Origin of the sequence: Lutispora thermophila DSM 19022 (genome assembly GCF_900142105.1) — a bacterium.
GTDB classification, from domain to species: domain Bacteria; phylum Bacillota; class Clostridia; order Lutisporales; family Lutisporaceae; genus Lutispora; species Lutispora thermophila.
In genome coordinates, this window is the sequence record NZ_FQZS01000004.1 from 233,088 (window position 1) to 243,130 (window position 10,043).

4 protein-coding genes are annotated in these 10,043 nt (G+C 38.8%); 3 read left to right on the forward strand and 1 reads right to left on the reverse strand.

The window, feature by feature from the left end:
• Positions 1-12: 12 nt before the first annotated feature.
• From BUB48_RS03090 to BUB48_RS03100, 3 genes are all read left to right on the forward strand, one after another.
• The gene (locus tag BUB48_RS03090; protein WP_073024444.1) at positions 13-327 is read left to right on the forward strand and encodes a hypothetical protein; all 315 of its coding nucleotides are present in this window, start codon (positions 13-15) and stop codon (positions 325-327) included.
• A 136-nt stretch (positions 328-463) separates the two neighbouring features.
• Positions 464-4,909 (forward strand): M20/M25/M40 family metallo-hydrolase, encoded by a 4,446-nt coding sequence (locus BUB48_RS17950; protein WP_073024446.1) that lies wholly within the window; start codon positions 464-466, stop codon positions 4,907-4,909.
• A 19-nt stretch (positions 4,910-4,928) separates the two neighbouring features.
• A complete protein-coding gene (locus tag BUB48_RS03100; protein WP_073024448.1) occupies positions 4,929-5,990 on the forward strand; it encodes an S-layer homology domain-containing protein in 1,062 nt (353 codons plus the stop codon).
• Positions 5,991-6,036: 46 nt separating this feature from the next.
• Here BUB48_RS03100 and BUB48_RS03105 read toward each other — a convergent pair whose 3' ends face one another.
• Complete coding sequence (locus BUB48_RS03105) at positions 6,037-9,564, reverse strand: Ig-like domain-containing protein (RefSeq protein ID WP_073024450.1); 3,528 nt, start codon at positions 9,562-9,564, stop codon at positions 6,037-6,039.
• Positions 9,565-10,043 lie beyond the last annotated feature (479 nt).

Here is a 10,043-nt window from a genome sequence, read left to right on the forward strand (position 1 = left end):
GGGTTTATGATTTTGAAGGAGAGCATTGAGGCGGTCATCAGAGATTTCTTCCGGGCCTATGAGATGGGAGACTTGATTGGTATGTATGCATGTCTTACCACTGATTTTCAGAGGAGGGTTCCTCTTAATTACTTCCGGATAAATGATAGATATAAGCAGGATATTGGCTTATTGGACAGCATCGGGAACATAGTCATATCGCCGGATTGGAGAAGTGCCTGTGCGGATGTGGAGATTATATCAAACGACAAGAGAGAAAAAATAGGTATAGTTTTGGAAAAGGATTTTGGACATTGGCGTATTTTGCCTGATTCAATATTTCAGTAACGGCTTTTAAAGCCGTTATTTTTTTGACGAAAGTTTACGGCCGGTATTGATACATTTTATGCATAAATGTGGACTAACGGGCATTTAATTTATTAAACAAGCATAGGTTTGTTTAATAAATTAGAGGGGGTATTTTATGTTGAAAAAGCCATTGTCTTTGATATTGGTAGTGGTGATGATACTGTCTATGGTATTTTCTCCTGTGTTTGCCGCACCGGATATTAAAGGCTATTTGCCGGAGAACGGAAGGGGAGGCCATGGATATGGTGGTTCCACAGAGGTCATAAGAGATAGGGAAGGAGATTTGACGCCTGAGGATATGATAGGGGTTAGGGAAATAGAAGAAAACCCCTATGGGGCTGTTAAAAGTGAAAAAGCAATAACAGAAGACGAAGATGATGAACAGCAAATGATGACATTGAAGGCTGCTACAGGAGCTTTCAAGTCTCGTGAGTATGGTGAAAGGGCCTACGAGCATGTAGAATACCTGTCAAAGGTAATAGGTGCAAGACCTACAGGCACTGAGAAGGAATATGAAGCAAGAGATTACATAAAGAAAGTATTTGAAGATATTGGATATTCTGTAGAGATACAGGAGTTTCAGAGGAGTATTGGTCCATCGACGGTGGAAGCGGTTGCTACGGAAGAAGATGCAGTTGATGCTGAAGAATCAGCAGTGGATGGGGCATTGGAAGAAGGTACAGTGGAAGAGGCAGGCAAAAATGAGGAAGAAAAGATGGTAGGTGTTGTAGAGGAACATGGGAATGAAGATTTAACGGCAGAAGAGGGGTCAAAGATTGAAGAAACAGCTGAAGAGGTAACTGTAGAAAAGGATGAAGCAAAAACCACCAAAGAAGCTGAAAATGAGAAAACCGTAGCGGAAGCAGTCTATAAAGATGCTCCTATGGTAATCAACCATTACAATGTTATAGCAACAAAGCCCGGTTCTTCCGACAAAGTGGTAATAGTAGGAGCACATTATGATTCTGTGACTGCAGGAACAGGCGCCGATGACAATGCTTCCGGTGTAGGCATCATGTTGGAAGCTGCAGAGATATTGGCCAATATGGATACACCTTACACAATAAAGTTCATAGCTTTTGCTGCAGAAGAAATACGGTTTAGAGGTTCCAAGCATTATGTTGAGAATATGACCGAAGAAGAAATTGAAAATACTATAGCTATGATTAATATAGATTCCTGTATAGGCGGAGATTTTGCCTATGTATATGGAGGATATGCAGATGACCCGGACGGTGGCTGGGTGAGGGATAAGGCTCTTGCCCTGGCTAAGAATCTGGGGTTGGATCTTAAAACCAATCCAGGTCTTAATTCTGATTATCCTGAAGGGACCACTGGGGATTGGAGCGATCATGTATATTTCAGGTTGGCAGGTATACCCTATGCATATTTTGAAGCCACCAATTGGGAAATAGGTGAAAAGGACGGGTATACTCAGACTGTAAAGCATGGAGCCATAATGCATTCAAGAAAAGATAATCTTGACTTCATAGAAAAGGAATTTCATGGAAGGGTAATGGATAGGCTTCATACCTTTGTCACTGTGCTTACAAATCTTCTGCTATATATAGATGAACCTTTGTATCAGGGTATGAAATTAAGCGGCAATCTGGCTTCCATGACAGAAGAAAGGGTATTTGATGTGGCAGTGGACTTTGGATATCTGCCGGATTTGGATGAACTTCAATGGACCTTTGGAGGAATAGACTTTGAAGAGTGGAAGAAGATAGATTATTTATATGGTTCCTTGACAGATGAATCTTTTATAAAATTTGAGGCAGAACCATATCTCGATGGTTCAACGGTAAAGGCGACAATCAAATTCGAGTTGCCTTTTGGCACATTTGATGGTGATAATTGGATTCCTGTAGATACCCTGGATAGAAGGCCTTACCCTAGAACCTATTATCCGAGGCTGCTGGGCACTTATGATCTGACAGTAACAGATGGTGATAAAGATGTTTCCATATCATCACCTATAAAGTTAAATGCCTATGACAGCTATCACACATGGGATGAATTAAAACCTGCCATAGATAAAATCATAAGCAAGGCAGTAGGTGAAAGATATATAGAGTATAAATCTTTAGGAAAAAGCATAGAGGGACGGGATTGTCATTTTGTGATTTTGGCTGAGAGTAAAGCCGCAGTAGAAAAGTATTTGAATGAAATATTGCCTATGGCCTTAGAAGATCCGGCAGAGCTTCAGAGAAGGATAAGTGAAAAAGAGTTGTCGGATTATAAAATCCCTATATGGTTCAATAATATTCACCCCGATGAGGCGCCGGGAACTGATGCTGTGTTGGGATTATTGGAAATGTTGGCTACCAGAAAAGAGGTAGAGTATGAAGACATCGAGATCAATGAAGGCAAGGAGGAAATTCCAAGCACAAAGAATACTGTAACATTAAAAGTTTCAGAGTTATTGGACAATTTCATATTCCTGTTTAATTTTACAGTAAATCCTGACGGTAGATACTACAATACTCGTACCAATGTTAACGGTTTTGACCTCAACAGAGATTGCTCCTTCCAAACTCAACCTGAAGCTGTGAATACAATCAAGGCAATAGTAGAATGGAAGCCCTTGACTTTCCTGGATTTCCACGGTCATGTGAAGGAGTTTCTCATTGAGCCTACTACTCCACCGCATGATCCTAACTACGAATATGATTTGCTGGTGCACAGCATGTTGGAACAGGCTTATGTCATGGGTAGAGCAGGCATAGGAAGCACCAGGTACGGGAGCTTCATAGTACCTAGAGAGGATTATTCCAGCGGTTGGGATGATGGCTCTCCTGTATATACTCCAATGTATGCAATGCATCATGGATCATTAGGTCATACTATTGAAATTCCGGATATAAATGAACATTCCTATGATGCTCTTATAGCTTGTGGTTTAGCAGCTGCAAAATTTGCATTGGATAATAAGGATGAACTATACAATAATCAATTGGAGATATTCAGGAGAGGAGTAGAAAACATCGATGCAAAAGACCTGGTGGATAAGGAGTTTGTAGATGGTAATGGAAATATAGTAGGAAGGCCTAGGGGAGACTATGATAATTTCTTCCCAGAATACTATGTGATTCCTGTTGATGTTTCAACGCAGAAGAATGTGTTGGAAGCCCATTTGGTTGCAGATTATCTACTGAGGAACGGTATACTGGTGGATGTTTCGACAGAGGATGTAACCATAGGTGATAGGACATATCCAAAAGGTAGTTATGTAGTCGATATGCATCAAGCCATAAGAGGATATGCCAATGCCATACTCTCCGATGGTTTTGATATATCAACCTTTGACGACATGTATGCAGAGACGGTTATGAATTTCCATGATGTATGGGGATTTGACAGATATGTCATTAGAGAAGAAGGAGTATTCAAAGGAAAAACCAAGAGGATATCAGGGGTATCAATACCAGAAACAGTGATTCCAACTGATTCCGATTACTATATCATAAAGAACAATACCAATGATGCCATAAGAGGAATAAATGAGCTTTTGAGAAAAAAACAGAAGGTCAGCATGATCTTATCCTCCGGAGAAGGTTATGAGGCTGGAGATTTTGTAATAAGCAAAAAAGCACTGTCTATGATAAAGGGGAAGTATTATCTTGAAGTGCTGCCCTATGATGGGGGAAGCCTTGTTAAGGATATTTCAAAGCCCCAGATAGGTCTTGTAGGCAGCGGAAACGTAGAGTTTGTGTTAAGAGAGCTGGGCTTTGATTATTCTACATCACTTTCAAACAGCAATGTAATACTGGCTACAGGCTCCACTAATGTTAAGAGTTATATTGATAAAGGTATACCATATGTAGGTATAGGAATCAGTCCCATAAGGTTTGTTAGAGCCAACGGCATTTTGGCAGTTGACGGCAGAAGTACCGGTTACGAAGGGCTTCTGAAGTCAGAAGTTGCAAAGGATAGTATAATTAACTCTAATTATGAGGAAGAAGAGTATATATTGAATCCTTATGGCAGTGGGTTATATTTCACTGTTGTACCTGATGATGTAAAGGTTCTTGCAAGAGTTACCACCGATGACGATTATTTCAAGGCAGGTTGGTGGCCAAAAAATGAGGAAGTAAAAGGTGCACCTCTGGTTGTCCAGGGTGAATACAATAATACGCCCATAACACTCTTTGCCTTTAACATGGCAAACAAGGGGCAGCCTAAACATTTCTTCAGAATGTTGGCAAATGCAATATTCATGTCATTGCCTTCGGAGACACCTGGAAGCTTTGATATAGTTCTTGAAAATGTTCCTCCAAGCTTCAAGTTGGGTGGAGATGCAAATGTGACAGTGGCTATCACCAACAACACTGATACTCAGAAGAGAGCTTTGTTGATAATTGCATTGTATGATTTAAATGCCAAGACAATGGTAAGTTATGCAGCCAGCTCAGAAACTGTAGCAGCAGGTGTACAGAAAATGTTATCTGCTTCTCTAAGCATACCAAAGACAGGCAAATATATTGTCAAAGCCTTTGTATGGGATAGCTGGGATAATCCTCAGCCCTTGTCAGATGCTTTGGTAGTGCCTGTTGAATAATTGGAAGGGGTTGAAAATTATGAAGAACAACTTTTATAAGCTGTTGTCTATCATCCTCATAACCCTCATGTTGTTTTCAGATGTCATGGTTGTATTTGCTGAAAATAGAGATAATATAGGTATTATTATAAAAAAACATTTAGTAACCGTCCAAGGTGCGACTAATGATGATTTTGCTGATATAACCATACAAGTAATCAGGAATGATGATGGGAAAAGAGTATATATAGATCAGCTGAAAACCAATGAGTCAGGCCAATTCTCTGTCACCATAAACCTTGAGAAAGGCAGTTATAAACTGATAGTTGGATTTACTCATGGAAAAGTACAAAGAGATTTTTCCGTAAGTTATGAAGACAATGAAGGAGGCGGCAGTGGAGGAGGCTCAGGAGGCAATGGAGGAAACAACGGTGGCAGTGGCGGCGGTTCCAGAGGAGGAAGTTATTCAAGAGGAAAGGTTGACGATGTTGCAAAACTTATAGAGAAGACAGAACCACATAAGAAGGCCTTTAGCGATATTGAAAAATTCTATTGGGCAAAGGAAGCCATAGAGGCAGTAGCTGCTAAGGGAATATTATTAGAAACCGCTGATGAGACTTTTTCTCCGGAAGCCAACATTACCCGTGGGGATTTCATAGGTGCTTTGATAAGAGCTTTAGGACTCACTGCAGAAGCCCATGGAAGCTTTATTGATGTTAGTGTAACAGATCCATATTATGAAGATATAAAAATTGCCAGGGCTTTAGGCATTGCAAAAGGAGTAGGAGATGACAGGCTTGATCCTTATTCCTTCATCACTCGTCAGGACATGATGGTTCTAATAGAGAGAGCCTTAAGAATCTCAGGGAAGCTGGAGGACAAAATGGCTGATTTGACATATTTGGATCAGTTTGAAGATAAGGACCAGATATCTGGTTATGCTCGAGAAGCGGTAGCTCTAATGGTGGAGTTGGGATTCATACAAGGTGATGGTAAAAACGTCAATCCCAAGGGATATGTGACGAGGGCTGAAGCGGCAGTAGTTCTTTACAGGATATGTACTTTATTGAATGGGTTGTCAGAAACGATTAAAAATAATTAAATAAAAAAAACCGATGGGTTTATCCCATCGGTTTTTAATGCTTACATTATTCAGCAGGATCGAAAGTTACGAAGTACAATACTACATTGTCTCTTACAATGTATATATTTGCTTTTGCAGATGGTTTTGTGAATTGTGCATAGCCATTTTCAACATCAGTAGCTTTTACTTCATAGTCAGTGCTTACTCCAACTACTGTAATCAAGTCTTTGGCTTTCATTCCATTGTAAGATACTTCTATATTATCTCCATTAACAGTTACTGTGATATCATCTTCAACTATACCGTTGAATTTGCATGTGTAATCACCGAATGTTAATGTGTAAGTTGTATCAGCCAATAAAGCTTCGTCATCCGCTAAGGTTATTACAACTTTTGACTTGTTGTTGTTAGTATCGTTTACTGTAACTGAGCCTTTGTATAATTCAACATTGTCACCGTAAACTATTGTTATATCGTAGCTGCCATCTTCTAAGGCTTTGTAAGGAATAACTTCTATCTTTGTACCATTTACTATATTTACTGTTACATAGTTGCCTACTCTAACAGCATTTGTACCGTCGAAGGAGTATTCAACATCCTTTTCGCCTTCATTTCCAGCAAGGTCTTTTACGCCTGCAACAACTTTGAGAGTGTATACTACTCCATTTTCAAGAATTCTTGAAGGAGTAATTGTTACAATATTATCCTCAAATACTACTTTGCTTGTTGTTATCTTTTGCTCCTTACCATTGTTGTCATAGTAAGTTATCTCATATTTTCCGGCGTAAGCCAGGTCTTCGTTGTAAGTTACTTTAATTTCATCTCTGTATGTTGCTTCAACTTTTTCGATATATGGTACTTCTTCATCTTCAAGATCTGCAACTAATACAAGATCCTTATCATCACCATATTCAACGCCTATGCCGTGTATGCTTTCTACTTTTGATAAATCAACTTTGAATTCTTTGCCAAGTTTCAATGCAGATGCGCTTGTAAGAATCACTTCATTCTTAACTTCCTTGCCGTCTACTTTAGCATAGCTAGCTGTTAAGCCAGTAGCGCTTACTGTACTTAATTTAACTCTGTCGCTGAATATTAGCTTGAAGGATTTTACGGAAGTCTGCTCAAATGAGTCAAGAGTTATCTTGTCTGGAGCATAGCTGTCTCCGTAGAATTCCATTAAGCTGTTTTCACTTGTTGTGTCTAATACATTGCCTGCAACGTCTTTGTATGTTCCGACGAATGCCAGCGTATCTTTGTATTCCTTGTCTTCTAATACCTTTGAATCATCAAAGGAGAATTCGAATGTTGTGTTGTCGTTGTAAGCAACCTTTGCACTCATTGTTTTGCCGGTTTCAACTGTTAATTTTAAATCAGTTATGTTGGCAGGAACTTGCATTGGTTCGCTGAATACTACTTTAACAACTTTGTTGTTCAAAGCTTCGATGCTTTCAACTACTGGAGCTTCTATATCGTTAGCTTTTGATACTCCAACAAATGTTGGCTTTGCATTTACTTCAAATCCAGCTAAGTCTTTCAAACCAGTTATAGTAATCTTATATGTCTTGCCGGCTGTTAAGTCAGAGCCAGTTTTTAAAGTCAATGTCTTAGCGCTGATGGAGTATTTGGCTTCAACTGGTGCGCCTATGTTTCCATCGATGCTGTATTTAGTAATGTCTTGAAGAACTTCCTTGTTCATATCCTTTGTGAATAGAACTTTAATTTCGTTTACATCGCTAGCCCAAACTTTTTCAACCTGAGCTGCTACAACATTCTTAGGACTGAATGTTTTTGCTTTTCCAGTTTCCTTTATTTCATTGCCGTATTCATCTTTGATACCGGAAACTGTTAACTTGTAAGTCTTGGCGTCAAGGTCAGAAACTGTAATTAAAACAGATCTGAAATCTTCTTTGTCTCCAGGTAATTTTTCAACTTTTTCGATTGTTACATCGTTGTTGAAGGAGTAATTGTTTGCATCTAATGCAGTTGATTCGTCAAGTCTGCTGTAGCCTTGTTCTGTAAAGTCAACTTTTACAAGATTCTTTGAGATGAATTCGAAACCTGCAAATGTTGGAGCAGTTTTGTCTTCAGCTTTACCTGAGAATGTAGCTTTGCCTTCTTTAACCATTACGTTAGGTACTACTGCTCTGTCAGCTACATTTTTTACAATTAATTCATATCTTACACCGGTTTTCTGAGCTGCAGTTGTGATTTCAACTGTAGTCTTTGTAGCATCGCTTTCTGTGATGTCTCTTATTGAAAGTATTCCTAATTCTCCGTTTGAACCTGCTTTGATTGTGTAGTTAGCTAAATCAATAGCAGATTCTTTTGATAGCAATTCGCTGAATGTAGCTTCAAGTCTTGTGAATGTTTTTGCGGCAACACCTTCAAGCTTTGGAGCTACTTTGTCAATTTTTGAGAAGAATGATTTGCTAGCTGATTTCAAAACAGCACCGTCAACTGATGCAATGTTTGAAACTTTAATTGTGTATGTTTTCTGAGCTGCAAGACCCTCTGTAACAAGAGTTACTATGTCTTTATCAACTTCAGCTTTAACAATTTTAACACCAGCTATTTCGTAGTTTGCAACATTTGTAGCTGTTACAAAATCAAGAACTTTGTCAAATGTTAATTCAACTCTTTCAGTATCTGTTCCTTCAACTTTTGTTAAGGAAGGAGTTCCAGTTACTTTTGCCAATCCGGCGAAGTTAACTTTTACTTCACCAACTGTTAATGTGTAAACCTTACCAGCTGTCATAGCATCTGTTGTAAGTCTTACTACATTTTCACCGGCAACTATTGCTTCTTTAACAGTTAAGCCTTCGATAGTGTAGAGAGATTTATCTTCAGCTGCTGCATTTACAGCACCGTCAAATGTTACTTCAACTACACTGTTACCAAGAGCTTTTGCAGATTTTACTGCAACTTCTAACTCTGAAACAAGACCATGTGCAGCTGCTACTTCTCTGTCAACTCTACCAGCTTCGATAAGAGCTTCGATAAGCAACTTGCCATCTTTCATTTCAGCCTTGAAAGCTGATACAGTTAATTTTGAAAGAGCATCAATTGTGAAAGGATTTGCTTTTGTTGCATTTAATCCAATTGTTGCTGCAAATTCAATTGTTTCTTCCCAAGCGAAATCTCCTGCTATTTCAGCAGTAGTCTGCTTGTAACCTAATGTTTCAAGCAATACTTTGATGTAGGATTGCTCGTCGATGTTTGCATAAGGATTGAATTTTCCTGTTGTTGGGTCACCTGCGAATCCTATTTGAGGATTTGCTTTGATGTAGGCAAGAACATTCTTACCAGCTTCCCATTTAACATCTTTTGCATCTGCGAAGTTTGCTTCGCCATTGAATGCTAATGCATCCTCATAAAGACCTTTTAACTTTAAGATTGATATAGCGGCTGTGAACCTGTCCATTTGCTTTTGTGTGTATTCAACAGTCACGCCATTGCCGTCACCTTCAAGCATGCCAACTGCGGCAAGAGCTTGAACTTCCGCACTTACTGCCTGATCTGCAAATGCTACTGTTAGCGTAGAGAATGCCATAGCAATTGCAAGAACAAGGGCGATGATTTTCTTACTCATGTTAATTTTTCCTCCTCATGTGGTTTTTTATTTTGTCTTTTAGGACAGTTAACATAATTCTACACGGAAAGCAGATTTCCTTCCTGTGTAATTGAACTGTAATAGATTGTAACACGGCTGTAATGGGGTAATAGTGAAAACGAGGCAAGATTATGTAAATAATATTATGTAAACAAACTTTTGTGTATAAGGTGTTCCAAAGGCTGAAATAGATTTTTTGCTTTAACTAAAAGATGAACTTTTTAATGAGCATTTTTTCAAAAAATAGTTTATGAAAATAGGAGGAAAACAAAAAGGAACAGTTTTTTATTGCTTTATAAATAGTGTTTTGCTATATTATGGTCAAGAGGTGAGCTTCGTGGAGGAGAAATTATTAAAGTTATTTCAGGATTTTTACAATGAGTTTAAAGATTTCAAGGCTGATATGCTAAGCTTCAAGGAAGATATGTTGGGTTTCAAGGATGATATGACAGATTTCA